Origin of the sequence: Streptomyces sp. NPDC002265 (assembly GCF_040296125.1) — a bacterium.
Lineage (GTDB): Bacteria > Actinomycetota > Actinomycetes > Streptomycetales > Streptomycetaceae > Streptomyces.
Window position 1 is genome coordinate 34,190 of record NZ_JBEOWS010000013.1, and the last position, 25,714, is coordinate 59,903.

Here is a 25,714-nt window from a genome sequence, read left to right on the forward strand (position 1 = left end):
GCGGACCCGGGGTGGGGCGCCCGTCCTCGGAAGGGCGCGGTCAGGTGAGCGTCAGCGTGAGGATGCCGGAGTACGTGCCCGGCGGGGTGAACGCCGGTACGTCCAGCGACAGCCGGGCGTCCACGGTGAACTCGCCGCCGGTGAGCGCGGAGTCGGGGGTGGCGGCCAGCGTCGCCCCCGAGGTGCCCACCGTGCCCGCCGAACCGGCCTGGCAGGTGCTCGGGCTGCCCGCCTTGGTGGCGCAGGCGGGGGTCCAGCTCAGCCTACCGGCGTCGATCTTGGCGCCGGGGCCGGTGAAGTCGGTGACCTTGCCGGTCAGGGACCAGCCCGCGGGTCCGCCGCGGAAGTCCTTGACGGTCACCGTCTGGAGGGATCCGGCCGAGGCGCCGCCCTGGCCGAAGTCGACCGCCGACAGCTGCACCGCGTCACCGGCCTGGGACATGGACAGCGTCCCCGCCCTGACGGTGGTGGTCAGCTTCTGACTGCCCTCGGGTACGGGCGTGTTGTCGACGACGACGTAGGCGGCGGGTCCCGCCCCCTTGTCCGAGCTCCACGCGCCGCCCTCGTACGCCACGACCCCGGTGGTCGTCCGGTCGTTGACGACGAGCGCGCCGCTGATGGCGCCCTGGGCGTTCGCGGTCACGGTCGCCGTGTCCGCGGTCTGGACGGTCCCGGCCCGGCCGGCCAGGGTGACGCTCGCGCCCGGGGTGAAGTTGCTGCCGGTGACGGTGACGCTGTCACCGGGGTTGCCGGAGGCCGAACCGAGCGTGATGGCACGGGTGTTGGGCTGGCTCACGTCCGTCGCGGTGACGGTCTCGGAGACCGGCGCGGGCGGGGTGATGACCGTGCAGGGGGTGTCCAGCTCCAGGATGTAGCTGGTGTGGATGTTGTAGTCGCCGGGCGAGAGCGTGATCGCGCCGGGCGCGGTGACCGTGAACGTGCCGGTCATGGAGAACGACGGGAAGGCACCCCGGCCCGGTACCGGGTCGTTCTTCTTCGGCCCGGCGACCGTGACGCTGCCCGTCTGCGCCCCGCCGAGGGTGACCTTGCCGGTCGGCGTCATGATGTCGGCCGGCAGGGCGAGATCGGTGGGGTTGCTCGCGGCGGCCGTGACCACCGTGTAGGTGACGGTGACGGTGTCGCCGACCTTGGGGCTGGCGTTGTCCACCGTGATGTTCGCGGTGGTGGTGCCGTCGATCGGCGGGAGGCCCGCGATCGCGGGCGGGATGCAGTGCGCGGCGAAGTCCACGTTCGTGGACGCGGCTCCGGCCGGACAGGCGAGTGCGCCGCCCGCGGTGACCGCGAGCGCGGTCGCCCCGAGCAGCGACGCCCACCGGCGCCATAGGGATCTCCGGGGTTCTGGACCCATGCTTGCCCCCTCCGAGGGATGCGGGCGCAGCGGCTCGTCTGCGCCGACAGGGGGCCATTGATGTGCAGGTCGCGTGAGAAGTCAATGGAGACGCGACAAGGAAACTGACGCTGTATCAGTTTCCTTGCCGCGTGGGCTCACCCGGGCTCAGCCCGCGGCCACGGTCGCGCGGACCGTGCCGTCCGGTGCGGCCACCAGTACCGGCGTCCCGGGTCCGCCCAGGTCCCGTACCGCCGCCAGGTCCTGCGCGGACGCGGACTGCGCCTCGGTCACCACCGCCGCCGCCTCCAGCGACTTCGCGCCGGACGCCACCGCCATGGCCACCGCCGTCCGGAGGGCGCTCAGCTTCAGGGAGTCGAGATCGACGGTGCCTGCCACATACGTACGGCCGGTCTCGTCGCGTACGGCCGCCCCCTCGGGCACACCGTTGCGGGCGCGGGCGGACCGGGCCAGGGTGACGATCTTGCGGTCCTCGGGGTCGAGCGCGTTGCTGTCGGTCATGCCCCGAGCATACGAAGAGCCGGACCGCAGACGACGAGCCGGGCAGGAATCACGGCCGGTCCAGGCGCAGCCGCTGCGCTCTGGGCAGGCCCGCCACCACCAGGTCGTAGGAGTCCTCGACGAGCTCCCCGACCAGCCGGTCGGAAAGCTCCCCGTCGGCCGTCACGGTGTTCCAGTGGCGCTTGTTCATGTGGTACCCGGGGACGATCAGTGCGGGGTGCTCGTCCCGCAGCCGGACGGCGTCCTCCGGGTCGCACTTGAGGTTGACCGTCAGGGGCCGCGCGTCCAGGTTCGACAGGGCGAACATCTTGCCCAGGACCTTGAAGACGGAGGTCTCCGGGTTGAACGGGAAGTCCTCCACGGTCGCGTTGAAGGACAGGCACAGGGCGCGCAGCTCCTGGGGGGTCACTCCGGCTTCGTCTCCTTCTCGTCGCCCGGTCCGGCGAGGCCCACCGGCTCCACCAGAACCGTCACGATCTTGTTCCGGCGGCCGGCGGAGGCCTCCGCGGTCAGCCGCAGCGCACGGCCGTCGGGGAGTTCGACCGCCGCCGACGCCCCGGCGATGGGCACCCGGCCCAGCGCCTTGGCCAGCAGTCCGCCGACGGTCTCCACGTCCTCGTCGTCGTACTCCTCCAGACCGTACAGCTCGCCGAGGTCGGTGATGTCCAGGCGGGCGCTGACCCGGTGGCGGTCCTCGCCCAGCTCCACCACCGGCGGGATCTCCCGGTCGTACTCGTCGGTGATCTCGCCGACGATCTCCTCCAGGATGTCCTCGATGGTGACGATGCCGGCCGTGCCGCCGTACTCGTCGATGACGACGGCGACGTGGTTGCGGTCCTGCTGCATCTCGCGCAGCAGGTCGCCGGCGTTCTTGGTGTCGGGGACGAAGGCGGCGGGCCGCATGGCCGTCGAGACCAGCTCGCTCTCCGCCTCCCGGCTGATGTGCGTCTTGCGGACCAGGTCCTTCAGGTACACGATCCCGACGATGTCGTCCTCGCTCTCGCCCGTGACGGGGATGCGTGAGAAGCCGGACCGCAGGGCGAGGGTGAGGGCCTGCCGGATGGTCTTGAAGCGCTCGATGACGACGAGGTCGGTGCGCGGGACCATCACCTCCCGCACGAGCGTGTCGCCCAGTTCGAAGACCGAGTGCACCATGCGGCGCTCGTCGTCCTCGATCAGGGACTCCTTCTCGGCGAGGTCGACCAGCGCGCGCAGTTCGGCCTCGGAGGCGAACGGGCCGCGCCGGAAGCCCTTGCCGGGGGTGAGCGCGTTGCCGATGAGGATCAGCAGCGAGGGGATCGGGCCCATGATCCGCGCGAGCGGCAGCAGGACGTACGCCGCCGCCGTCGCGGTGTTCAGGGGGTGCTGGCGGCCGATGGTGCGCGGGGAGACGCCGACGGCGACGTACGACACGAGGACCATGATCCCGATGGCGATCAGCAGCGCCTCGGCGGTGCTGCCGAACTCGTTCAGGCTGCCGTAGGCGACCAGCGCGGCGGCCGCCATCTCGCAGACGACGCGGACCAGCAGCGCCACGTTGAGGTAGCGGGTGGGGTCGGCGGCGACCTGGGACAGCTTCGCGCTGCCGCGCCGGCCGGACTTCACCGCCTCCTCGGCGCGGAAGCTGGACACGCGTGCCAGGCCCGCCTCCGCGCAGGCGGCGAGCCAGGCGACGACGATCAGCGCGATCGCGCCGAGGACGAGTGGCCCACTCATGAAACGGTGGGAGCCGGAGACGGGCCGGTCAGGCCGTTCTCCGTACGCCAGCCGTCCACGATGGCCGCCTGGAGGCCGAACATCTCGGCCTTCTCGTCGGGCTCCTCGTGGTCGTAGCCCAGCAGATGCAGCACGCCGTGGACGGTGAGCAGCTGGAGCTCCTCGTCCATGGAGTGCTCCGTGGGCGCCTCCTTGCCCTGGCGTTCGGCGACCTCGGGGCAGAGCACGATGTCACCGAGGAGGCCCTGCGGGGGCTCGTCGTCGTCCTTCGACGGCGGACGCAGCTCGTCCATCGGGAAGGACATGACGTCCGTGGGCCCCGGCAGGTCCATCCACTGGATGTGCAGCTGCTCCATGGCGTCGGCGTCCACGACGATCACCGAGAGCTCGGAGAGCGGGTGGATGCGCATCCGCGCGAGCGCGTAGCGGGCGATGTCGAGGATCGCCTGCTCGTCGACCTCGGTTCCGGACTCGTTGTTGACGTCGATCGACATGGTGCTGACTTGTCTACTTCCGTTTGGTGCGGCCGCCCTTGTGGGTGCCGTTCTCCGTACCGTTCTCGCTGTCGTACTTCTCGTACGCGTCGACGATACGGCCGACCAGCCTGTGCCGGACGACATCCTGGGACGACAGCCGGGAGAAGTGGACGTCGTCCAGACCCTCCAGGATGTCCTGCACCTGCCGGAGGCCGGACTTGGTCCCGTTGGGAAGGTCGACCTGGGTCACGTCACCCGTGATCACGATCTTCGAGTCGAAGCCGAGCCGGGTGAGGAACATCTTCATCTGCTCGGGGCTCGTGTTCTGGGCCTCGTCCAGGATGATGAAGGCGTCGTTGAGCGTACGGCCGCGCATGTAGGCCAGCGGCGCGACCTCGATCGTCCCCGCGGCCATCAGCCTCGGGATCGAGTCCGGGTCGAGCATGTCGTGCAGCGCGTCGTACAGCGGACGCAGATACGGGTCGATCTTCTCGTACAGCGTGCCGGGCAGAAAGCCGAGGCGTTCGCCGGCCTCCACCGCGGGGCGGGTCAGGATGATGCGGTTGACCTGCTTGGACTGCAGGGCCTGCACCGCCTTCGCCATGGCGAGATAGGTCTTGCCGGTACCCGCGGGACCGATACCGAAGACGATCGTGTGCTTGTCGATCGCGTCGACGTACCGCTTCTGGTTGAGGGTCTTGGGGCGGATCGTGCGGCCTCGCGAGGACAGGATGTTCTGCGTCAGCACCTCGGCCGGAGTCTCCTGGCCGTCGCTCGTCCCGTTCTCGCTCGCCCTCAGCATGGCGATCGAGCGTTCCACTGCGTCCTCCGTCATCGGCTGCCCGGTGCGGAGCACCAGCATCATCTCGTCGAACAGGCGCTGTACGAGGGCGACTTCACGCCCGTCGCCGACGGCGCTGATCTCATTGCCCCGGACGTGGATGTCGGCCGCCGGGAAGGCCTTCTCGATCACGCGCAACAGGGAGTCGCCGGATCCCAGTACGGTCACCATGGGGTGCTGCGCGGGAACGGTGAACTGTGCTCTCGCCTGGCCCTGAGCAGGGGTGCGAGCGGTGGGTGTCTGAGTCATGGGCCGGCTCTGTAGGCCTGCGGTTCCTCCTCGTCAGGGCCGCGTAGCTGAGGGCGGCCTCGCGATTCCAAGGGTACGACGGTGCACCGTCGGCGCCGTAGGGCTTTTCTGCACCGCGGTCCCACGGGCACCGTCCGCCGCGCTCACGCCGAGCGCCCGAACCCGATCGTCGGCACCGCCCGGCGCAGCGGCCAGGGCCTGACCCGCTCCTCCCCCGGCACCAGCCGGTCCAGGAACGCGTACCGCCGCAGCGCGGCCGGATCCTGCTCGTCGACCGACTGCACCCGGCGCCACCAGGCGGCGATCTCCGCCCAGCCGGGCGCCGACAGGGAGCCGCCGAACTCCTGGACGGAGAGGGCGGCGGTCAGCCCGGCGAAGGCCAGCCGGTCGGCGAGCGGCCAGCCCGCCAGGGTGCCGGTGACGAAGCCCGCCACGAAGACGTCGCCGGCGCCGGTCGGGTCGAGGGCCTCGACGGCGATCGCCGGGACCTCGGCGCTCTCGCCGGTACGCCGGTCGACCGCGTACGCGCCGTCCGCGCCGAGGGTGACGACGGCCAGCGGCACGTGTGCGGTCAGGGCGTGGGCGGCGGCGCGGGGGCAGTCGGCGCCGGTGTAGCGCATGGCTTCCTCGGCGTTGGGCAGGAACGCCTCGCAGTGCGCGAGGTCGGCCAGGCCCGCCAGGTCCCAGGCGCCGGTGTCGTCCCAGCCGACGTCGGCGAAGATCCGGGTGCCGGCGCGGGCGGCCTCGGCGATCCAGGGGGCGCGCCGCCCGGGCGTGAGGGAGGCGACGGCGGCGCGCGCCTGCGGGGCGTGCTCGGGGGCGGTCTCCACCGGGGGCGGCTCGTGGCCGTGCGAGACCATGGTGCGCTCGCCCTCGTAGGCCATGGAGACGGTGACCGAGGAGTGCCAGCCGGGGACCGTGCGGGACGGGGTGAGGTCGATGCCCTCGCCCTGCTCAAGGGCGTCCCAGCAGTACTCGCCGTAGTGGTCGTCGCCGAAGGCGGCCGCCAGGGACGTGCGCAGGCCGAGGCGGGCCAGCGCGGTGGCCATGTTGGCGACGCCGCCGGGACTCGATCCCATCCCGCGCGCCCAGGACTCGGTGCCGCGAACCGGGGCGGAGTCGAGCCCGGTGAAGATGATGTCCAGGAAGACGTCGCCGGTGAGGTAGACGTCCCAGGGCGGATCCTCGGGTGTGCGCAGGGCGGACAGCGGATCGATGTGGGCCTGGCAGTGCGGGCCCGGGGTGATGGGCGACGGTCCCTTTCCGTCGTAGGCGTCGTAAGCGATCACGTGGCGCTCCCTGGCATGGTGCGGTTCTGGCCAGTGTGCACCACGGCACCGACAGCGCGCCGTGCGTCACGTCCGGCCGCCGGCACGGCGGGGACCCGCCCGCGACCGCCCGCCCCACGCACCCCGCCCGCCCCGCCTGCGGCCGGATGCGGGGTCGGCCGGGGCGTCACCGGCAGGGAACGGCCGGGGTCGTCACCAGCGGGGGACGGCCGGGGTGACCCAGTGCGGGTCGGCGGCGCGCATCGCGGCCGCGTCGTCGCGCTCGCGCAGCCGGCCGTCGTCGTCGAGCCAGCGCCGGTGGAGGAACTCCAGGCGTTCGCGGTCGAGGGTGACGCCGAGGCCCGGGGCGTCCGGCACGGCGACCCTGCCGCCGTCGAAGGCGAGGCGCTCGGTGAGGACGTCCTCCGACTGCCAGGGGTAGTGGGAGTCGCAGGCGTGGTGGAGGTCCGCGACGGTGGCCGCGACATGGGTCATGGCGGCCAGGCTGATGCCCAGGTGGGTGTTGGAGTGCATGGAGATCCCGACGCCGAAGGTGCGGCAGACGGCGGCGAGCTGCCGGGTGTTGCGCAGCCCGCCCCAGTAGTGGTGGTCGGACAGGACGACCTGCACGGCGCCCGCGGCGAACGCCTCCGGGATCTCGGCGAAGGTCGTCACGCACATGTTGGTGGCCAGCGGTACGCCGGTGCGGGCGGCGACCTCTGCCATGGCGGGGGTGCCGAGCGCGGGGTCCTCCAGGTACTCCAGGAGGCCGCCGATCTCCTCGGCGACCCGCAGCGAGGTCGCCACGCTCCAGGCGCCGTTGGGGTCCAGCCGCAGCGGGTGCCCGGGGAACGCCTCGGCGAGGGCGCGTACGGCGGCGATCTCCTGGTCCGGCGGGAAGACACCGCCCTTGAGCTTGAAGGAGGTGAAGCCGTGGCGCTCGGTGAACCTGCGCGCCTGCTCGACGATCCCGGCCGGGTCGAGCGCGGCCCCCCAGTCGTCCTTCTCGCAGGCCGTGCCCTCGGGGTGGGCGGCCCACTTGTAGAAGAGGTACGCGCTGTACTCGACCGTGTCGCGGACCTTGCCGCCGAGCAGGGCGTGCACGGGCAGACCGAGGGCCTTGCCGAGGGCGTCGAGACAGGCGACCTCGAAGGCGGAGACGACGGACAGACGCAGCTTGTCGGCGGTCTGCACGCCCCGCAGACCGCCGACGTCGACCCGGCCGGAGGTGCGGGAGTCGTCGACGGCGACCTCGTCGGCGAGCGGGAACAGCGCGTTCAGGTCGCTGACCCGGCGGCCGACGAGACGGTCGGCGAAGGGCCGGGCGAGTTCCAGGTACTTGGTGTCGCCGTAGGTCTCGCCGAGTCCGGTGACGCCGTCGGCGGTGACGATCTCGACGATCAGGCGGGGGGTGTAGGGCTGGTGCACGCCCTGGGTGTTCAGCAGCGGCGGGTCGGCCACCAGGATCGGGGTCAGCCGTACCTCGGTGATGGTCAGGTCGCGCGTCACGGGGTGGCTCCTGCGAGGTCGGGTCCGGTGGCCGCCGGCCGGGCGGTCGGGGCAGCCATCGGAACATCATCTACATATGAAAATGAAGGTTAGATACGCGAACGGACACCGTCAACGATGCCGTCTCACGGCACCCCGGCGCCCCAAACGGGACGTTCCTCACATCCCATCCTGAACTCTTCTTCCCGAACGGCGCTTTTGATACAAATTGCCCGCACGTTCCCGTCCGTCGACGGGCGTCGCCCCTCCCCCGCCGTGAGCCGCTGAGCCGCTCCTCTCGCATGCCCCGGGAACGCCCGTGTCCACCCCTCGCACCAGCCCCTGGCCCCTCGTCGCGCTGTTCACGGCCGGCTGCCTCGCCCCGTACCTGCTGCCCACCCTGGTCGGCCGACTGGACTCCGGACTGCCCCTGTCGGCCACCCAGGCCGGGGCGGTCGGCAGCGCCCTGCTGCTGAGTTCGGCCGCCGCCGGATTCCTGTTCGCCTCGCGCGTGGACCGGATCGGGGCGCGGCGACTGGCCCGCGTCGGCCTCGCCCTCGCCGCGATCGGCTACGGCGGCGCGGCACTCACCGGCGCCGTACCGGCCGTCGTGCTCGGCGCGCTGCTGGGCGGGTTCGGGTCCGGCACGCTCACCGCGGTGGCCGCCACCCGGATCGCCACGCAGCCCGACCCGCACCGCGCCTCGGCTCTCGGCCTGCTCGGCGTCTCCGGGCTCGCCGGACTCCTCTATCTGACGCTGCCGCACCTCGGTCCGGGGCACGGCCGGCCGCTGCTCGCGCTCGCCCTGACCGCGCTCGCCGTCTGGCCCCTGACGGGCCGTCTCCCGGCGCCCGCGGCCGCCGCCCCGGTCCCCCGGAGGCAGCGGGCCCGGCGGCAACGGCCCCGGCGGCTGCGGCCGTGCTCCGGTCTCGTGCTGGTCTCGGTGATGCCCTGCTGGTCCCTGGTGCAGAACTCCCTGTGGGGGGTCAGCGGCCGGATAGGACTGACCCAGGCGCACCTCACCGAGGCGGCCGTCGGCGTGGTCTTCGCCGTCGCGCTCGGGGCGGCGCTGCTGGGGGTGCTGGGCGCACGGGCGCTGGGGCCGCGGCTGGGGCGGGCGCTGCCGATCGGGGCCGGTACCGCGCTCATCGCCGGCTGTGTCGCGCTCAGCGCGTCCGCGACCGGACCGACGACCTTCGCGATCGGCCAGATCGCCTGGAACACGGTCTACCCGGTGGTGATGTCGTACGTCATCGGGCTCGCCGCCTCGCTCGCCCCGTGCGGCCGCTGGGCGGTGCTCGTCGGGTCCGCCGCCTCGCTCGGCACGGCGGCGGGACCGCTGACCGGGAGCCTGCTGGCGGCGCGGGCCGGGTTCCCCGTCATGGGCGTGGTGCTCGCCGCCGTACTGCTCCTCGCCGCCGTGCCCATGACGGCCGTGGCGCTGCGCGCCGCCGGGCGCCCGCTGCTGCCGGACGCGGTCCGGCGGCGGGGCGCGGGCGTGCGCGTCGTCGAGGCGACGCCGGACGCCCCGCCCGTCCCCGCCCGCAGCGCCTTCGAGACGGTCGGCTGAACGCCCGTCCGCGGGGGCGGGCGGGACGGGCCGGACCGGACCGGACCTACGGGAACTCGTACGCCTCCACCTCGGCGAGGTAGCGCGAGCGCCGCTCCTCGTCGTCCTCCAGGAAGGAGGCGAGGAAGGAGTTGCGGGCCAGCTCGCGCAGCCGGTCCTCGTCCAGGCCGAGGGCGGCGCGCACCGCGTCGAAGTTGTCGCCCGCGTAGCCGCCGAAGTAGGCGGGGTCGTCGGAGTTGACCGTGCACAGCAGACCGGCGTCCAGCATGGCGGGCAGCGGGTGGTCGGCCAGCACGTCCACCGTGCGCAGCCGGACGTTGGACAGCGGGCACAGGGTCAGCGGGATGCGCTCGCGCACCAGCCGCTCGACCAGGTCCGGGTCCTCCATGCAGCGCAGTCCGTGGTCGACGCGCTCGACGCCGAGCACGTCCAGGGCCTCGGTGACGTACTGCGGCGGGCCCTCCTCGCCGGCGTGCGCCACGCGGCGCAGACCCAGGGCGGCGGCCGCCTCGTACACCTCGCGGAACTTCACCGGCGGGTGGCCGACCTCGGCGGAGTCCAGGCCGACCCCGGTGATCCGGTCGAGGTACGGCTTCGCCACGTCCAGGGTCTCCATCGCCGACTCGGCGGATTCGTCGCGCAGGAAGCACAGGATCAGCCGGGTGGAGACCCCGTGGTTCTCCTCGCTGCGGCCGAGGGCCCGCCACAGCCCCTCGACGACCGTGCCCATCGCCACTCCCCGGGCGAGGTGGGCCTGCGGGTCGAAGAAGATCTCCGCGTGCCGCACGCCCTGCGCGGCGGCGCGGGCGAGGTAGGCGTTCGCGAGGTCCTCGAAGTCCCGCTCGGTGCGCAGCACCGCCATGAGCTCGTAGTACAGGTTCAGGAAGGACTGGAGATCGTCGAACCGGTACGCCTCGCGGAGCTCTTCCGTGTCGGCGTACGGCAGCGTGACACCGTTGCGCGCGGCCAGCGCGAACGCCAGCTCGGGCTCCAGGGTGCCTTCGATATGCAGGTGCAGTTCAGCTTTGGGGAGGGGCATCAAAGCATGGTACGGGGGTTTTATCTGCGCTTCGGAACCGGCACTCGGAGCAGGTCGTGCGCCACGCTCAGCTCCCCCTCGAAGCCCGCAGCCCGCGCCTGCCGCTCGAACTCGTCCGGTTCGGTGTAGCGCTGGCTGAAGTGGGTGAGCACCAGGTGCCGTACGCCCGCGTCCCGGGCCACCCGGGCCGCCTGGCCGGCCGTCAGATGCCCGTGCTCCACGGCGAGGTCCTCGTCCTCGTCGAGGAAGGTGGACTCGATGACGAGCAGGTCGCAGTCCTGGGCCAGCGCGTGCACGCCGTCGCAGAGCCGGGTGTCCATGATGAACGCGAACCGCTGCCCGCGCCGCACCTCGCTGACGTCCTCCAGCAGGACGGAGCCGATCGCGCCCTCGCGCTGGATCCGGCTCACGTCCGGGCCCTTGACGCCGTGGGCGGCGAGCCGCTCGGGCAGCATCCGGCGGCCGTCGGGCTCCACGAGCCGGTAGCCGTAGGACTCGACGGGGTGGGAGAGCCTGCGCGCCTCCAGCCGGTACGTGTCCGTCACGGCGAGCGTGCCGTCCTCGGCGACGGGGACTTCCTTGATGTCGACGGTCTCACGGTAGGCCGTGGCATAGCGCAGCCGTTCGAAGAAGTACCGGCCGGAGCGCGGGTAGTGCGCGGTGATCTCGTGCGGCACCCGGTCGAGGTTGATGCGCTGGATCACCCCGGCCAGACCCAGACTGTGGTCCCCGTGGAAGTGGGTGACACAGATCCGGTTCAGGTCGTGGGCGGCGACCCCGGCCCGCAGCATCTGGCGCTGGGTGCCCTCACCGGGGTCGAAGAGCAGACCCTCGCCGTCCCAGCGCAGCAGGTAGCCGTTGTGGTTGCGGTGCCGGGTGGGCACCTGGCTGGCGGTGCCGAGGACCACCAGTTCGCGTACGGACACCGCCGCCTACCCGGGGGGCCACTGCATGCCGCGCCCGCCCAGGACGTGCGCATGGGCGTGGAAGACGGTCTGGCCGGCGCCGGCGCCGGTGTTGAAGACGACGCGGTAGCTCTCCAGCTTGTCCTCGTCCGCGACCGTCTGCGTCTCGCGCAGCACGTCCGCGGTGAGCGCGGGGTCGGCGGCGGCGAGCTCGGCGGCGTTCGCGTAGTGCGCCTTGGGGATCACCAGGACGTGCGTCGGCGCCTGGGGGTTGATGTCCCGGAACGCGACGGTCGTCTCCGTCTCACGGACGATCGTCGCCGGGACGTGCCCCGCCACGATCTTGCAGAACAGGCAGTCGTCCTGCGGCTCCCCTGCCATGCGTGTGCCTCCTCGCGCGGTCGGTCGCGTACCAGCGCATCTTGACATGCTCCTCGGGCCGAAGCCCAAGAATTCCGGCCCTCTCCGCCGATTGCTGCGCCGCTATGCGGCACAGGGTTCGGGCGAGAGTCCGCGGCTTCCTGTTTCTTCGCGCTGTGCCGGGATCGCTCCTGGTCTTACCGGCGCTCCGCAGGCCGATGCCGCCAGTCCGGCGGCCGTCTTCACGTTGATCGCGGCGTTGTGGTCCCGGTCATGGAGGGTGCCGCACGCCAGGCACGTCCACTCCCTGGTGTTCAGAGTTTTGGGGCCGTCTTTGACGCCGCAGGTGGAACAGGTCTGGGAGGTCGGCTCGAACCTGCCGATCTTGACCAGGGTGCGACCGTACCTGACCGCCTTGTACTCCAGCATGGCCACGAACTGTGCCCAGCCCGCATCATGCACACTCTTGGCCAGCCTGGTACGCGCGAGTCCCTTCACCGCCAGGCCCTCCACGCCGATCGCTTGGTTCTCGCGGATCAGCTTGGTGGAGAGCTGGTGGAGGAAATCACGGCGCGCGTCGGCCACCTTGGTGTGGGCGCGGGCGACCTTGAGGCGGGCCTTCTCCCGGTTCCTGGATCCCTTCTGCTTGCGGGACAGCTCCCGCTGGGCCTTCTTCAGCTTCTTCTCCGCCCGGCGCAGGAACCGCGCAGAGCCGATCTTCGTACCGTCGGAGAGCACGGCGAAGTGGGTCAGGCCGAGGTCGATGCCGACCGTCTGATCGGTGTCGGGCATCCGGGCGGCGTCGACGGCCGGGTCGGTGTCGATGACGAAGGAGGCGAAGTACCGCCCGGCCGCGTCCTTGATCACGGTGACCGAGGAGGGAGCGGTGGGCAGGGCGCGGGACCATTTCACCTTCACCGCGCCGATCTTCGGCAGGTTCAGCCTGCCGCCGCCGGTGACCGACCAGCGGGCGTTGGCGGTGAACCGGATCGACTGACGGCTGTCCTTGCGGGACTTGAACCGGGGCGCACCAGTCCTGGGACCCTTGCGGGTGCCCTTGAGGCAGGCGAAGAAATTGCGGTATGCGGTCTCGGCGTCACGCAAGGACTGCTGGAGCACCACCGCGGAGACCTCACTCAGCCAGGACCGTTCCGGTGTCCGTTTGGCTTCGGTGATCAGGCGGGTGGACAGCACACCGGCCTTCGGGAACGGCAGCCCAGCCCTGCGGGCGTCCTCACGGGCGCGCACGGCATCGTTGAACACGACGCGGGCGCACCCGAACGCCTTCGCCAACGCCGCCTGCTGACCGGTGTCCGGGTAGAGACGGAAGCTGTACCTGAGCTGCACGTCCGTCACGCTACATACTTGGGCTACGGGTCAGATGCAGAGATCAGAACTGGTCGGCACTGTACTTTCGTGATCCATGTGCATTTGGTCTTGGTCAGGCCAATGCACTGCGAATGAACTCCGGTAGCGAGCCGGAGTGTCACCCGGCGTCCGGGCCGCCGGGGAGATCCGGTAGGTCCGGCGGGGACTTGGCGGGTGTCGTCTCCAGCGCCTCCAGCGCGATCCGGACGGCCTCCGCGAGCTGGACGTCCCGTCCGGCCGCGTGGTCCTGCGGGCGCTGCACCACCTCGATGTCGGGATCCACCCCGTGGTTCTCCACGCCCCACCCGTAACCCTCCAGCCAGAACGCGTACTTGGGCTGGGTGACCAGGGTCTCGTCGACCAGGCGGTAGCGGCTGTCGATGCCGACGACACCGCCCCAGGTGCGGGTGCCGACGACCGGTCCGATGCCCAGCGCCTTGATCGCCGCGTTGACGATGTCGCCGTCGGAGCCGGAGAACTCGTTGGCGACGGCGACGACGGGTCCGCGGGGCGCGTCACGCGGATAGCTCAGGGGCCGCATGCCCCTCGGCACGTTCCAGCCGACGATCCGGCGCGCCAGCTTCTCCACGATCAGCTGGGAGGTGTGGCCGCCCCGGTTCTCCCGGATGTCCACCACCAGGCCCTCGCGGCCCACCTCCGCCCGCAGGTCGCGGTGGATCTGCGCCCAGCCGGGCGCCTGCATGTCGGGGATGTGCAGATAGCCGAGCCGGCCGCCGGACAGCTCGTGCACGTACGCCCGCCGGCCGGCGACCCAGGCGTGGTAGCGCAGCGGCTCCTCGTCGGCGGTCGGTACCACGACCGCGTGCCGCAGGTCGCCGCCGTCGGCCGGGGAGACCGTCAGCTCCACCGGCTTGCCTGCCGTGCCCACCAGGAGCGGGCCGGGGCCGGTCACCGGGTCCACCGGATGTCCGGCGACCGCGACGACCGCGTCCCCCGCGCGCACCGCGACACCCGGAGCGGCCAGCGGGGAGCGGGCGTCGGGGTCGGAGGTCTCCGAGGGCAGGACCCGGTCGATGCGCCAGGTGCCGTCCGGGTGCCGGGAGAGGTCGGCGCCGAGCAGGCCCTGGCGGGCACCGCCGCCGTGGCCCCCGGGCGCGACGACGTACGCGTGCGAGGTGCCGAGTTCGCCCTGCACCTCCCACAGCAGGTCGACCAGGTCGTCATGGGTGGCCACCCGGTCCAGCACCGGACGGTAGCGGTCCAGGACCCCCGGCCAGTCGGTCCCGCCCAGGTCCGCCCGCCAGTAGTTGTCCCGCATGATGCGGCCGGTCTCCTCGTACATCTGCCGCCACTCGGCCGCCGGGTCGACGCTCTGCCGTACCCGGGTGAGGTCGACGGTGGTGTGGGAGTCGCCGTCGTCGTCGCCCGAGGCGCGCCGGTCGCTGGGGACGACCTTCAGCCGGCCGTCGGTCCACAGCAGCAGCCGCTTGCCGTCGCCGGTGACCTCGAAGCCGTCGGCGTCGGCGGCCAGGTGCTCAATGCGCTGCCGGTCCAGGTCGTAGCGCTCCAGCTCGGTCTTGGGATCGGGGTCGTCGGGGGTGGCGCGGGAGGCGCCGAGGACCCCGCGCACCGGGTGGCGCAGCCACAGCACACCGCCCTTGACGGCCCGCAGGGTGGAGTAGCGGGCGGCCTCGACCGGGAAGGGCACGATGCGGTCGGCGAGCCCTTCGAGGTCGATCCGGGTCGCCGGGGTGCCCTCGCTGTCGGGCGTCTCGTCCTTGTCGGGGGCCTCGAAGGGCCGGCCGTGGCGCTGCGGCCCGAACGGCGACGGGGTGGTCGCGGCCAGCGTGATCAGGTGCGGGCGGGTGCTCTCGACGAACGACAGGTCGAAGACGTGCTCGTCGTAGACCGGGTCGAAGGCACGGGTCGACAGGAACGCCAGGTGCCTGCCGTCGAGGGTGAACGCGGGCGCGTAGTCCTGGAAGCGCAGCGGGGTCGCCTCGGTGACCGACAGATCGGTGGTGTTGGCGAGCCTGAGCTGGGCCAGCGGGCTCGGGCCGGGGTGCGACCAGGCGAGCCAGGCGGAGTCCGGCGAGAAGGCGAGGCCCTCCACGTCGCCGTGCTCGCTGCGGTCGACCTCGCGCACCTCGCCGGACTCCCGCTCGACCAGCAGCAGCCGGCCGTCGTGCGCGGCGACCGCGGCCCGGCTGCCGTCGGGCGCCATCGCCAGGTCCAGGACCCGGCCGAGCCGTCCGGCGGCGATCCGGCGCGGGGTCGCGCCGGGGGCGAGGCCGGTCGAGGGCGCGAACTCCAGGGCGTCGTCGCCCTCGGCGTCGGTGACCCACACCACCCACTCCTCGCCCTCCGTGCGGAAGGTGCGCGGCAGCCGGGCGCGTACCCCCGGCCGGGCGGCCAGCGCGCGGGCCGGTCCCGCCCGGTGGGTGACCCAGTGCACGGCACCGCGCACGGCGACCGCGCTGCCGCGCCCGGTGTGGTCGGGGGAGGCGGAGCCGAACCAGCGGCCGGCGTTGACCGGGTAAGGCCGCCGGTCGGTGCGCTGCCCGCCGAGGCGGACGTCGAGGCGGCGCGGCTCGGCCCCGTCGAGGTCGTCCAGCAGCCAGAGTTCACCGGCCGAGGCGTACACGACCCGGCGGCCGTCGCTCGCCGCGTGCCGGGCGTAGAAGCCGTCGACGGGGGTGTGCCGGCGCAGGCCGGAGCCGTCGGCGAGGGAGGAGTACAGCGCGCCGGTGCCCTCGTGGTCGGAGAGGAACGCCAGCCGCTCCCCCACCCACACCGGGAACTCCAGGTTGCCGTCCAACTCCTCGTGCAGCCGCTCGAATTCGCCGTCGCCGCCGCGGTCGATCCACAACTTGCCCGCCGTGCCGCCGCGGTAGCGCTTCCACCAGGCGGCCTCCCGGCCCATCGGCGCGGACAGCAGCACGGTGTGCGGTCCGTACGCCACGTCCCCGACGGGCCCGTACGGCAGCACGGCGGCCGGTCCGCCGTCCAGCGGGACGGCGCGCGCCCAGCTGCGGCGCGAACTGGCCTGACCCTGGGTGGTGACGGCGAGGACCCGGCCGTCCGGGGTCCAGCCGCGCACCCTGGTCGTCGCGCTGCCCCAGTACGTGAGCCGTTCGGTGGGGCCGCCGTCGACCGGGGCGATGTGCACCTCGGGGGCTCCGTCGCGGGTGGAGGTCCAGGCGACGGTGGTGCCGTCGGGCGAGATGCGCGGCATGGTCACGGGCATGTTGTCGGCGCTGACCCGCCAGGCCCGCCCGCCGTCCAGGGGCGCGAGCCATACGTCGTCCTCGGCCGTGAAGGCCACCGACTCGCCGTGCAGATGCGGGAAACGAAGGTACGCCGACAGGGGAGCGGAGGCCGCAGGCTGGGTCACGCGGTCACCCTATGCAGCCAGGGGCACGCGGGAACAGAGGGACGTTCACTTGCCCTGGACGGGCCGGCACCGCGGATCGTCCACGCACCAGACGGTCCTGGTGACGGTCACCGTGGCGGTCGGCCCGCCGTGCTGTCCGCCGGGACCGCCGCCGACGGGCGAGGGGGTGGTCCTGCAGTCGCCGAGGCCGCTCACGTGGAAGACCACCTTGCCGCCCACCTTGGCGGTCAGGTCGCCGCGCACACAGGCGCCGTCCACGGCCCGGGTGACCTTCCCGGTGACGGTGATGTCCCGGCCGTCGCCCGTCCTGCCCTGGCAGTCGACGGTGGCGACGGTGCTCGCGCTCGCCGTGGCCGCCTTGTCGCCGAACGCGGCCGTGCAGGTCAGCCAGCGCACGTCCACCTGCCGGCGCTGAAGCTCCTTCGTCGCGGTCTGGTCGGTGGTGTACGCCACCGAGGCGGAACTCAGTCCGCCCGGATCGCACGCCACCGCACCCGCGCCGACGACCAGCGCGCACCACGCCACGGCCAGCGCCCGCGTCCCGCGCGGGCGGCCCCAAATCCACCTCAATGCCCCCATGGACGGCAGCGTGCCACTCCTGGGCGTGGGGCGGTAGACCGCATACGGTCACGATGGGGCCTGCGGGGGCCGCCGAGGGGGCGTACCGGGGTCACCGGGCAGGGCGCGAGGGGAGCGCGCGGGAACCGGGTCAGTCGCGCAACAACAGCCACTCCTGGAGCTCCACCATGTTGCCCTCGGGGTCCTTGAGGTGGGCGGCCCGCATCCGCTCGGTCATCTCGGCCGGGCCGTGCAGCAGGATCGCGCCGCGGGCGGTGATCTGCGCGCAGTAGGCGTCCAGGTCGTCGACGCGCAGGACCACCAGCGAGCGGTGGCCGGTCGCCGGGTCGCCGAGTTCACCGAGGATGCGGGCCATCGTCGCGCGGTCCTGGAGGGCGATGCCCGCCGATCCGGCGGCGGGACCGAACTTCTCGTACGGCCCCTGCGTCGCCCCCGACTGCGGTCTGAGGCCGAGGACGTCGGCGTAGAACCGGTAACAGGCGGCGAAGTCGGTGACGAGCAGCCGTACCTGGGCGAGTTCCACGGTGTCCTCCCTGCGGTCAGGACCAGCGTCCGGTGCGGCCGAGCAGCAGGGCCGCGGCCGCGGTGCCCGCGGTCGAGGTGCGCAGCACGCTGGGGCCCAGCCGGTAGGGGCGCGCCCCGGCCTGCTCGAACAGGGCCAGCTCCTCGGGGGAGACGCCGCCTTCCGGACCGACCACGAGCACGATCTCGCCCTCGGTGGGCAGTTCGGCGGCGGCCAGCGGCGCGTCGCCGCTCTCGTGGAGCACGGCGGCGAAGTCGGCGGCCGCCAGCAGCGCGCCGAGCTGACGGGTCGTCGCCGCGTCCGCGACCTCCGGGAAGCGCACCCGCCGGGACTGCTTGCCGGCCTCGCGGGCGGTGGCCCGCCACTTGCCGAGCGCCTTCAGCCCGCGCTCGCCCTTCCACTGGGTGATGCAGCGGGAGGCCGCCCACGGCACGATCGCGTCGACACCGACCTCGGTCATGGTCTCGACGGCGACCTCGCCCCGGTCGCCCTTCGGCAGCGCCTGCACGACGGTGATACGGGGCGTGGGCACCGGCTCCTCGTGCACCTCGCGCACGTCGACGACCAGCCGGTCCTTGCCCTCGGCTGCGGCCACCTCGCCCTCGGCCCAGCGTCCGGCGCCGTCGGTGAGGACGACCGTCTCGCCCGCCCGCAGCCGCTTCACGGACACCGCGTGCCGTCCCTCGGGGCCGTCGAGGACGTACTGCCCGGCGCCGTCGGCGCGGACGTCGTCGACGACGAAGACCGGAGCGGTCATCGGACCTCACCACCCTGCGAGAAGGCGGCCCGGGCCGCGTCCAGTTCGGCGCGCAGCACCTCGACCAGCCGCCCGGCGGGCAGCTCGCGGGCCATCCGGTGGCCCTGGCCCGCCCACAGCCCCATGCCCTGCGCGTCGGCGGCCAGGGCGGCGGCCTTGCGCAGCGGCGCGGTGAGGTGGTGGATCTCGGGATACGCGGCGGGCGCGTACGGCCCGTGCTCGCGCAGGAAGCGGTTGACCAGGCCGCGGGCCGGCCGCCCGGAGAACGCGCGGGTCAGCTCCGTGCGGGCGAACAGCGGATCGGTGAGCGCCTGCTTGTGCACGGTGTGCGCGCCGGACTCGGTGGTGGCCAGGAAGGCCGTGCCGAGCTGGGCCGCTTCGGCGCCGGCCGCCAGCACGGCGGCGATCTGGCTGCCGCGCATGATGCCGCCGGAGGCCACCAGCGGCAGGCCCACGCTCTCGCGGACCTGCGCGAGCAGGGCGAGCAGGGCGAGGCCGCAGCCGTCGTTCTCCTGGAGGTCGCGGTGGGTGCCCTGGTGTCCGCCCGCCTCCACGCCCTGCACGATCACCGCGTCTGCGCCCGCCCGCTCCACGGCGAGGGCCTCCTCGACGGTGGTCGCGGTGACCATCGTGCGGGTGCCGGCCCGGCGCAGGGCGTCCAGCGTGTCCCGGTCGGGCACCCCGAAGTGGAACGAGACCACGGGCACCGGGTTGTCCAGCAGCACCGCGAGCTTGGTGTCGTAGCCGTCGTCGCGCCCGCTGTCCGGGTCGCCGAGCTCCACGCCGTACCAGGCGGCCTCACCGGCCAGCTGGTGCGCGTACACCTCGACGGCGCCGGTCTCCGCGTACTCCGGCTGCGGCATGAACACGTTCACGCCGAAGGGGCGGGCCGTCAGGCTCCGCAGCTGTTTGATCTCCTGGTACATGCCGTCGGCCGTCTTGTACCCGGCGGCCAGGAAGCCGAGTCCGCCCGCCTCGCAGACGGCGGCGGCGAGCTTCGGCACGGAGACACCGCCCGCCATGGGCGCCTGCACGATCGGATGCGCGCAGAGATCGGTCAGTGCGGAGGACATGTCGGCATGTTGTCACGTCCCCCGGACAAGTCCGAATCGGGCCGTCCGCGGCCCGCGGCCGGACCTGCGGGTGCCGTACGGGCCGCGGCCGCGAGCGGACGCGCGGTACGGACGAAGGGCCCGGGGGCAGGCAGCCCCCGGGCCCTTCATGTCCTCGGCCGCTCGGGTCAGCGCCCGTTGAACGCGTCCTTCAGCCGCGAGAACAGTCCCTGCTGTCCCGGCTGGAACTGCCCCTGCGGACGCTCCTCGCCGCGCAGCTTGGCCAGTTCGCGCAGCAGGCGCTCCTGCTCGGGGTCGAGCTTGTTCGGGGTCTGGACCTCGACATGGACGATGAGGTCGCCCCGGCCGCCGCCGCGCAGGTGGGTGACGCCACGGCCGTGCAGCGGGATCGACTGGCCGGACTGGGTGCCGGGCCGGATGTCGACCTCCTCCATGCCGTCCAGCGTCTCCAGCGGCACCTTCGTGCCGAGGGCCGCCGCCGTCATCGGGATCGTGACCGTGCAGTGCAGGTCGTCGCCGCGCCGCTGGAAGGTGGAGTGCGGCAGCTCGTGGATCTCGACGTACAGATCGCCGGCCGGACCGCCGCCGGGACCGACCTCGCCCTCGCCGGCCAGCTGGATCCGCGTGCCGTTGTCGACACCGGCCGGGATCTTCACCGTCAGCGTCCGGCGGGAGCGCACCCGGCCGTCGCCCGCGCACTCGTGGCACGGGTTGGGCACGACGGTTCCGAAGCCCTGGCACTGCGGGCAGGGCCGGGACGTCATGACCTGGCCGAGGAAGGACCGCGTGACCTGCGAGACCTCACCGCGACCGCGGCACATGTCACAGGTCTGGGGGGTCGTGCCCGGCGCCGCGCCCTCACCGTTGCAGGTGGTGCAGACGATCGCCGTGTCGACCTGGATGTCCTTCGTGGTGCCGAAGGCCGCCTCGTCCAGCTCGATCTCCAGCCGGATCATGGCGTCCTGGCCCCGGCGGGTGCGCGAGCGCGGTCCGCGCTGCGACGCCGTGCCGAAGAACGCGTCCATGATGTCGGAGAAGTTGCCGAAGCCGCCCGCACCGAAGCCGCCCGCGGCGCCGGCGCCGCCGGACTGGGAGAGCGGGTCGCCGCCGAGGTCGTAGACCTGCTTCTTCTGCGGGTCCGACAGCACCTCGTAGGCGGCGTTGATCTCCTTGAACCGCTCCTGGGTCTTCGGATCGGGGTTCACATCCGGATGCAGCTCGCGCGCGAGCCGCCGGAAGGCCTTCTTGATCTCTTCCTGCGACGCGTCGCGGCGCACGCCGAGAACGGCGTAGTAGTCCGTGGCCACTCAGGACTCCGCCAGGATCTGTCCGACGTACCGTGCCACTGCGCGTACCGCTCCCATCGTTCCCGGGTAATCCATACGAGTCGGTCCGACCACACCGAGCTTGGCGACCGCCTCGTTGCCCGAACCGTAGCCGACCGAGACCACCGAAGTGGAGTTGAGTCCCTCATAGGCGTTCTCATGACCGATCCGCACCGTCATGCCCGAATCACCAGCCTCGCCAAGCAACTTGAGCAGCACGACGTGCTCCTCCAGCGCTTCGAGCACCGGGCGGATCGTGAGAGGGAAGTCATGTCCGAAGCGGGTCAGATTGGCGGTGCCGCCGATCATCAGCCGCTCCTCGTTCTCCTCGACCAGTGTCTCCAGCAGGGTGGAGAGCACCGTCGAGACCGTGCCGCGGTCGTCCGCCTCGAACGCGTCCGGCAGGTCCTCCACGAGCCGCGGCACGTCCGCGAACCGGCGGCCCGCGACCCGGCTGTTCAGCCGCGCCCTCAGATCCGCCAGGGAGGTCTCGCCGAACGGCGCCGTGCAGTCGACCACGCGCTGCTCGACCCGGCCGGTGTCGGTGATCAGCACCAGCATCACCCGCGCGGGCGCCAGCGACAGCAGCTCCACGTGCCGCACGGTCGAGCGGGTCAGCGACGGGTACTGCACGACGGCGACCTGCCGGGTCAGCTGCGCGAGCAGCCGTACCGTACGGGCCACCACGTCGTCGAGGTCCACGGCCCCGTCGAGGAAGCTCTGGATCGCGCGCCGCTCGGGTGCCGTCATCGGTTTGACGCCCGCGAGCTTGTCGACGAACAGCCGGTAGCCCTTGTCGGTGGGGATCCGCCCCGCACTGGTGTGCGGCTGGGCGATGAACCCCTCGTCCTCCAGGGCCGCCATGTCGTTGCGCACCGTCGCCGGGGACACACCGAGGTTGTGCCGCTCGGTCAGCGCCTTGGAGCCCACCGGCTCCTCGGTGCCGACGTAGTCCTGGACGATGGCGCGCAGCACCTGAAGCCTGCGTTCGCTCAGCATCTCGCGCACACCTCCAGACTGTCGTCCCCTGATGCCTGCCGCCTGGCACTCTGCGCGCGCGAGTGCCAACGGTCCCCGAGTCAGTGTACGGCCGTGGGGTACACCCCGGGCAAGGCTGGGCCTGCGACGTCGTGCCGGGCCCGCTTCCGGCATTAGCGTCGCGGTATGACGGTGACTTGGGAAGAGCTGGGGTGGGAGCGGCTGGCGGAGGGGGTCGGGCGGTGCCGGCTGCCGGTGTGGGACTGCACGGTGGGACTGATCACAGGGGCAGGATCCGCGCTGCTGGTCGACGCCGGGTCGAGCCTCGCCGAGGGTGCCCGGCTGCGCGGGCAGGCGGAGGCGCTCGCCGGCTGCCGGGTGCGCCGTCTCGCCCTCACCCACCCCCACTTCGACCACGTCTTCGGGGCGGCGGCGTTCGCGGGCGCGACGGTACTGGTGGCGGCGGGAGAAGGCGCACCGCCCGCGCCGCCGGGGGCGGCCGTCACGGGGAACGGGGGCGGGGGCGGGACCGGGAGTGGGAACGAGCGCGCGGACGCGCACGGGCGCGGGAGCGCGGGCGGGAGCGCGGCCGGGGACGGGCACGGGCGCGAGGGCGGGCGCGGGACCGCGGACCGGGGCGGGGACTTCTACGGGGCGGATCGCGCCGGGATGTGTGCGGACGCGGTGCGCAACGGCCTCGGCCGCCGGGCCGCGGAGGAGGCCGCCGACGCCCTCGTACGCCCCCACCGGACCGTGCACGGCACCCTGGCCCTGGAGCCGGCCGGCGGCCCGCGGATCCTGCTGGCGGACGTGGGCCCCGGGCACACCGCGCGGGACCTCGCGGTGGTGGTGGCGAGCGACCCGGTGGTGGTGTTCTGCGGCGACCTGGTCGAGGAGTCCGGCGAACCGCAGGCCGGTCCCGACGCCGTACCGTCGCGCTGGCCCGCCGCCCTGGACCGGCTGCTGGAACTGGGCGGCGAGGACGCGTTGTACGTGCCCGGTCACGGAGCGGTGGTGGACGCGGCCTTCGTCCGGGCCCAGCGGGACGCGCTGGCGCGGCGTTTCGGCGTGTCGTGAGACCGCGCCGACGACTTCTCCTATCGTCGTGCGAATGCGCTCGTACTCACCCGACCTGACGCCGCCGTGGAAGAAGCCCGGACCCGTACCGGAGGTCCCCGCCGAACCCGGTCTCGTGGTCGAGGAGCCCGCGACGGGGTTCTGCGGCGCGGTGATCCGCTGCGAGGCGGGCACGGTGACGCTGGAGGACCGGTTCGGCAAGCACCGGGTGTTCCCGCTGGAGCCGCGGGGCTTCCTCCTGGAGGGCGCCGTGGTGACGCTGGTCCGGCCGTCCGCGGGCGGCCCTGCGCAGCCCGCCCGTACGGCGTCCGGCTCGGTCGCCGTACCCGGCGCACGCGCCCGGGTGGCGCGCGCCGGGCGGATCTATGTCGAGGGTCGGCACGACGCCGAGCTGGTCGAGAAGGTCTGGGGCGACGACCTGCGCATCGAGGGCGTGGTCGTGGAGTACCTGGAGGGTGTCGACGACCTCCCGTCGATCGTCGCCGCGTTCTCCCCCGGCCCGGACGCCCGCCTCGGCGTCCTGGTGGACCATCTGGTGCCGGGCTCCAAGGAGTCCCGTATCGCCGCGTCGGTGACGAGCGAGCACGCGCTGGTGGTGGGCCACCCGTTCATCGACGTCTGGGAGGCGGTGAAACCGTCGGCCCTGGGCATCCCGGCGTGGCCGCGGGTCCCGCGCGGCCAGGACTGGAAGACGGGCGTGTGCCGGGCGCTGGGCTGGCCCTCGGACAACACGGGCGCGGTGTGGCAGGCGATCCTCGCGCGCGTGGGCTCCTACAAGGACCTGGAACCGGAGCTGCTGGGCTGTGTCGAGCGTCTCATCGACCATGTGACCGTGCCCTGAACGCACCCTGAAGCGCCCCGGGCCGGGCAGGCCGTGGCCGCTGCCACGGGGTGACCCTTCAGTCCACCAGGTCCCGCACCACCGCGTCCGCCAGCAGCCGCCCCCGCAGCGTCAGCACGGCCCGCCCGTCGTCGTACGCCTCCTGCGCCAGCAGTCCCTCCGACAGTGCCCGGCGCGACGCCTTGAGCCCCTCCTCCTTCAGCAGGCCCAGCGGCACCCCCTCCCGCAGCCGGAGCTCCAGCAGGATCCGCTCCACCCGCCGGTCCTCGTCCGCCAGGACCTCGCGTCCGGCCCCCGGCGACCGCCCGGACGCCAGCGCCGCCGCGTACGCCCCCGGGTGCTTGACGTTCCACCAGCGCACCCCGCCCACGTGCGAGTGCGCGCCTGGCCCGGCGCCCCACCAGTCGGCGCCCCGCCAGTACAGCTCGTTGTGCAGGCAGCGGGCCGCCTGCGAGGTCGCCCAGTTGGACACCTCGTACCAGTCGAAGCCCGCCCCCGCCAGCACCGACTCCGCGATCAGGTAGCGGTCGGCGTGGACGTCGTCGTCGGTCATCGGGACCTCGCCCCGGCGGATCCGCCGCGCGAGCTGCGTACCCTCCTCGACGATCAGCGCGTACGCCGACACATGGTCGGGTCCGGCCCCGATCGCCGCCTCCAGCGAGGCCCGCCAGTCGTCGTCGGACTCGCCCGGGGTGCCGTAGATCAGGTCGAGGTTGACGTGCTCGAAGCCGGCCGCGCGGGCCTCGGCGACGCACGCCTCGGGCCGTCCCGGGGTGTGCGTGCGGTCGAGCACCTTCAGCACGTGCTGTCTCGCGCTCTGCATGCCGAAGGAGATCCGGTTGAAGCCGCCGGCGCGGAGCGTGGCGAGGTAGGCCGGGTCCACCGACTCCGGGTTCGCCTCGGTGGTGACCTCCGCGTCCGCCGCCAGCCCGAACTCGTCGCGGATCGCGCCGAGCATCCGTACGAGATCGTCCGCGGCCAGCAGGGTGGGCGTGCCGCCGCCGACGAACACCGTGCGGACCTCGCGCGGGTCGTCGCCGAGGACCTTGCGGGCCAGGCGGATCTCGTCGATCAGGGTCTCGGCGTAGTTGTCGCGGGAGGCGAGGACGCCGCCGGTGCCGCGCAGTTCGGTCGCCGTGTAGGTGTTGAAGTCGCAGTAGCCGCAGCGGGTCGCGCAGTAGGGGACGTGCAGGTAGAACCCGAGGGGGCGGTCGGCGGCCCCGGCGAGCGCGGGCGCGGGCAGCGCGCCGTCGTCGGGGACGGGCTCGCCGTCGGGGAGTGCGGAAGGCATGTGCTCCATTGTCCCGCACGCGCGCAGGACCCCGGTGCCTGTCGCGCCGGGGCCCGTCCGGGGCTATTCCGCCTGGAGCACCAGCAGCGCCAGGTCGTCCTCGGGCGGGTGCCCGCCGAACTCGTGCACCAGCCCTATGATCCGCTCCGCGATCAGCTCGGCGTCCAGCCCCGCGCAGCCGGCCAGCGCGACCGCGAGGCCGTCGCCGTCGTCGAACTGACGCGAGCCGGAGCGCCGCTCGGTCACCCCGTCGGTGACGCACAGCAGGCTGTCGCCGGGACGCAGCTCGAACGTCTCGCTGGTGTACGTCTCGTCCTCGACGACCCCGAGCAGGGTCTGCGGCCGGGCGACCGTACGGACGTCGCCGTCGGGCCCCAGGAGCAGCGGCAGCGGGTGCCCGGCGGAGGCGAGGGTGCAGCTCAGGCCGCCGTCGAAGGGGGCGAGCTCGCCGTACAGGAGTGAGAGGAACCGGGTCTGCGGGCCGTCACCGGGGGAGGTGGGGCCGACGAGGGCGCGGGCGGAGGCGTCCGCGGCCTCGGTGGCGTCGTCGAGGAGGAGCTGGTTGAGGCGGTCCAGGACGTCGGCGACGCGATAGCCCTCGCGGGCCAGCAGCCGCAGCCAGGGCCGGGCCAGGCCGATCACCACGGCCGCCTCGGGGCCCTTGCCCTGGACGTCACCGACGGCGAAGCACCAGCGCCCGTCGCCGGCCGGGAAGAGGTCGTAGAAGTCGCCGCTCGGTCCGCCCTTGTCCCGGGGCTCGTAGAC

At 73.0% G+C, this 25,714-nt stretch carries 24 protein-coding genes; 3 read left to right on the forward strand and 21 right to left on the reverse strand.

Going from position 1 to position 25,714, the window contains the following annotated elements; all coding sequences use genetic code 11:
- Positions 1-40: 40 nt before the first annotated feature.
- The 8 genes from ABT085_RS04200 to ABT085_RS04235 all read right to left on the reverse strand — a co-directional run bounded on the left by ABT085_RS04200 (position 41) and on the right by ABT085_RS04235 (position 7,929).
- Positions 41-1,369, reverse strand: coding sequence for a beta-xylosidase (locus ABT085_RS04200; RefSeq protein ID WP_351601759.1), 1,329 nt, complete (start codon positions 1,367-1,369; stop codon positions 41-43).
- Between the two features lie 147 nt (positions 1,370-1,516).
- A complete protein-coding gene (locus tag ABT085_RS04205) occupies positions 1,517-1,870 on the reverse strand; it encodes a cytidine deaminase-like protein (RefSeq protein WP_351601762.1) in 354 nt (117 codons plus the stop codon).
- Positions 1,871-1,919: 49 nt separating this feature from the next.
- A complete protein-coding gene (locus ABT085_RS04210; protein ID WP_351601765.1) occupies positions 1,920-2,279 on the reverse strand; it encodes an MmcQ/YjbR family DNA-binding protein in 360 nt (119 codons plus the stop codon).
- A complete protein-coding gene (locus tag ABT085_RS04215) occupies positions 2,276-3,586 on the reverse strand; it encodes a hemolysin family protein (protein ID WP_351601768.1) in 1,311 nt (436 codons plus the stop codon). Before ABT085_RS04215 ends, ABT085_RS04210 begins: the two co-directional genes overlap by 4 nt.
- The gene (gene ybeY / locus ABT085_RS04220) at positions 3,583-4,080 is read right to left on the reverse strand and encodes an rRNA maturation RNase YbeY (RefSeq protein ID WP_351601771.1); all 498 of its coding nucleotides are present in this window, start codon (positions 4,078-4,080) and stop codon (positions 3,583-3,585) included. Before ybeY ends, ABT085_RS04215 begins: the two co-directional genes overlap by 4 nt.
- A 13-nt stretch (positions 4,081-4,093) precedes the next feature.
- Positions 4,094-5,152, reverse strand: coding sequence for a PhoH family protein (locus ABT085_RS04225; protein WP_152884144.1), 1,059 nt, complete (start codon positions 5,150-5,152; stop codon positions 4,094-4,096).
- Between the two features lie 143 nt (positions 5,153-5,295).
- Positions 5,296-6,399: a carbohydrate kinase family protein gene (locus ABT085_RS04230; protein WP_351601825.1), complete on the reverse strand. Its 1,104-nt coding sequence runs from the start codon at positions 6,397-6,399 to the stop codon at positions 5,296-5,298.
- Between the two features lie 234 nt (positions 6,400-6,633).
- Positions 6,634-7,929 (reverse strand): glucarate dehydratase family protein, encoded by a 1,296-nt coding sequence (locus tag ABT085_RS04235; protein ID WP_351601774.1) that lies wholly within the window; start codon positions 7,927-7,929, stop codon positions 6,634-6,636.
- Positions 7,930-8,227: 298 nt separating this feature from the next.
- Here ABT085_RS04235 and ABT085_RS04240 point away from each other — a divergent pair, with 298 nt between their 5' ends.
- Positions 8,228-9,478 carry an MFS transporter gene (locus tag ABT085_RS04240; protein ID WP_351601776.1) on the forward strand — a complete coding sequence of 417 codons (1,251 nt, stop codon included), beginning with the start codon at positions 8,228-8,230 and terminating at the stop codon, positions 9,476-9,478.
- A 46-nt stretch (positions 9,479-9,524) separates the two neighbouring features.
- Here the strand turns inward: ABT085_RS04240 and ABT085_RS04245 are convergent, their stop codons facing one another.
- From ABT085_RS04245 to hrcA, 11 genes are all read right to left on the reverse strand, one after another.
- Positions 9,525-10,517: an adenosine deaminase gene (locus tag ABT085_RS04245; protein ID WP_351601780.1), complete on the reverse strand. Its 993-nt coding sequence runs from the start codon at positions 10,515-10,517 to the stop codon at positions 9,525-9,527.
- A 20-nt stretch (positions 10,518-10,537) separates the two neighbouring features.
- Entirely contained in the window at positions 10,538-11,443 is a 906-nt protein-coding gene (locus ABT085_RS04250) for a ribonuclease Z (protein ID WP_351601783.1), read from the reverse strand.
- Positions 11,444-11,449: 6 nt separating this feature from the next.
- Positions 11,450-11,803: a histidine triad nucleotide-binding protein gene (locus tag ABT085_RS04255; RefSeq protein ID WP_351601786.1), complete on the reverse strand. Its 354-nt coding sequence runs from the start codon at positions 11,801-11,803 to the stop codon at positions 11,450-11,452.
- Positions 11,804-11,905: 102 nt separating this feature from the next.
- Positions 11,906-13,129 (reverse strand): RNA-guided endonuclease InsQ/TnpB family protein, encoded by a 1,224-nt coding sequence (locus ABT085_RS04260; RefSeq protein WP_351601789.1) that lies wholly within the window; start codon positions 13,127-13,129, stop codon positions 11,906-11,908.
- A gap of 139 nt (positions 13,130-13,268) precedes the next feature.
- Positions 13,269-16,505 carry a S41 family peptidase gene (locus ABT085_RS04265; RefSeq protein ID WP_351601792.1) on the reverse strand — a complete coding sequence of 1,079 codons (3,237 nt, stop codon included), beginning with the start codon at positions 16,503-16,505 and terminating at the stop codon, positions 13,269-13,271.
- Between the two features lie 45 nt (positions 16,506-16,550).
- The gene (locus ABT085_RS04270; protein WP_351601795.1) at positions 16,551-17,084 is read right to left on the reverse strand and encodes a hypothetical protein; all 534 of its coding nucleotides are present in this window, start codon (positions 17,082-17,084) and stop codon (positions 16,551-16,553) included.
- A gap of 130 nt (positions 17,085-17,214) precedes the next feature.
- Positions 17,215-17,607, reverse strand: a complete 393-nt coding sequence (locus tag ABT085_RS04275) for a VOC family protein (RefSeq protein WP_351601798.1) — start codon at positions 17,605-17,607, stop codon at positions 17,215-17,217.
- Between the two features lie 16 nt (positions 17,608-17,623).
- Positions 17,624-18,364 (reverse strand): 16S rRNA (uracil(1498)-N(3))-methyltransferase, encoded by a 741-nt coding sequence (locus tag ABT085_RS04280; protein ID WP_351601801.1) that lies wholly within the window; start codon positions 18,362-18,364, stop codon positions 17,624-17,626.
- A complete protein-coding gene (locus ABT085_RS04285; RefSeq protein WP_351601803.1) occupies positions 18,361-19,437 on the reverse strand; it encodes a nitronate monooxygenase in 1,077 nt (358 codons plus the stop codon). Before ABT085_RS04285 ends, ABT085_RS04280 begins: the two co-directional genes overlap by 4 nt.
- Before the next feature lie 167 nt (positions 19,438-19,604).
- Positions 19,605-20,744 carry a molecular chaperone DnaJ gene (gene dnaJ / locus ABT085_RS04290; RefSeq protein WP_162469791.1) on the reverse strand — a complete coding sequence of 380 codons (1,140 nt, stop codon included), beginning with the start codon at positions 20,742-20,744 and terminating at the stop codon, positions 19,605-19,607.
- Positions 20,745-21,761, reverse strand: a complete 1,017-nt coding sequence (gene hrcA / locus ABT085_RS04295; RefSeq protein ID WP_351601828.1) for a heat-inducible transcriptional repressor HrcA — start codon at positions 21,759-21,761, stop codon at positions 20,745-20,747. It lies immediately after the preceding gene.
- A gap of 165 nt (positions 21,762-21,926) precedes the next feature.
- Between hrcA and ABT085_RS04300 the strand changes: the two genes are divergently transcribed.
- Together ABT085_RS04300 and ABT085_RS04305 are read left to right on the forward strand one after the other, a co-directional pair.
- Positions 21,927-22,817 (forward strand): MBL fold metallo-hydrolase, encoded by an 891-nt coding sequence (locus tag ABT085_RS04300; protein ID WP_351601806.1) that lies wholly within the window; start codon positions 21,927-21,929, stop codon positions 22,815-22,817.
- Positions 22,818-22,851: 34 nt separating this feature from the next.
- Complete coding sequence (locus ABT085_RS04305) at positions 22,852-23,658, forward strand: DUF3097 domain-containing protein (protein WP_351601809.1); 807 nt, start codon at positions 22,852-22,854, stop codon at positions 23,656-23,658.
- A gap of 58 nt (positions 23,659-23,716) precedes the next feature.
- On the opposite strand, the gene hemW is transcribed toward ABT085_RS04305, so the two are convergent.
- Entirely contained in the window at positions 23,717-24,949 is a 1,233-nt protein-coding gene (gene hemW, locus ABT085_RS04310; protein WP_351601813.1) for a radical SAM family heme chaperone HemW, read from the reverse strand.
- Positions 24,950-25,012: 63 nt separating this feature from the next.
- On the reverse strand, positions 25,013-25,714 hold a 702-nt coding region (locus ABT085_RS04315; protein ID WP_351601816.1), incomplete at its 5' end, for a PP2C family protein-serine/threonine phosphatase.